1 protein-coding gene is annotated in these 1,078 nt (G+C 64.8%); it reads right to left on the bottom strand.

The window, feature by feature from the left end:
* On the bottom strand, nucleotides 1–1,078 hold a 1,078-nt coding region (locus ACIGXP_RS40035; protein ID WP_399776968.1), incomplete at both ends, for a cbb3-type cytochrome c oxidase subunit I.

The following is a 1,078-nucleotide window of genomic DNA, read 5'->3' as shown; positions in this document are numbered from 1 at the left end:
GTGCCGAAGACCACGTAGTGGAAGTGCGCCACCACGAAGTACGAGTCGGAGACGTGGAAGTCCATCGGCGGCGAGGCCAGGATGACACCGGTCAGACCACCGAACGTGAAGGTGATCAGGAAGCCGATCGCCCAGAGCATCGGCGTCTCGAAGGACAGCGAGCCGTTCCACATGGTGGCGATCCAGTTGAAGATCTTCACACCGGTCGGCACGGCGATCAGGAAGGTCATGAACGAGAAGAACGGCAGCAGCACACCACCGGTGACGTACATGTGGTGGGCCCACACGGTCACGGACAGACCGGCGATCGCGATGGTCGCCGCGATCAGGTTCATGTAGCCGAAGATCGGCCGGCGGCTGAAGACCGGGATGACCTCACTGATGATGCCGAAGAACGGCAGCGCGATGATGTACACCTCGGGATGGCCGAAGAACCAGAACAGGTGCTGCCACAGCAGCGCTCCGCCGTTGGCCGGGTCGAAGACGTGCGCACCGAACTTGCGGTCCGCCTCCAGGGCGAACAGCGCGGCGGCCAGGACCGGGAACGCGAGCAGGATCAGGACACCGGTCAGCAGCACGTTCCAGGCGAACACCGGCATGCGGAACATGGTCATGCCCGGGGCACGCATGCAGATGATCGTGGTGATGAAGTTGACCGCGCCGAGGATGGTGCCGAAGCCGGAGAAGGCCAGACCCATGATCCACATGTCGGCGCCGACGCCCGGCGAGCGGACCGCGTCCGACAGCGGGGAGTAGGCGAACCAGCCGAAGTCGGCCGCACCCTGCGGGGTGAGGAAGCCGCCCACCGCGATGGTCGAGCCGAACAGGTACAGCCAGTAGGCGAACATGTTCAGCCGCGGGAACGCCACGTCGGGCGCGCCGATCTGCAGCGGCATGATCCAGTTCGCGAAGCCGGCGAACAGCGGCGTCGCGAACATCAGCAGCATGATCGTGCCGTGCATCGTGAACGCCTGGTTGAACTGCTCGTTCGACATGATCTGCAGGCCCGGACGGGCCAGCTCGGCGCGCATCAGCAGCGCCATCACGCCGCCGATCAGGAAGAACGCGAACGACGTCG

This window comes from Streptomyces sp. NPDC053069 (genome assembly GCF_044546895.1).
GTDB lineage: Bacteria > Actinomycetota > Actinomycetes > Streptomycetales > Streptomycetaceae > Streptomyces.
The sequence above is the reverse complement of the archived record's forward strand: the minus strand, read 5'-3'. Positions and strand labels throughout refer to the sequence as shown.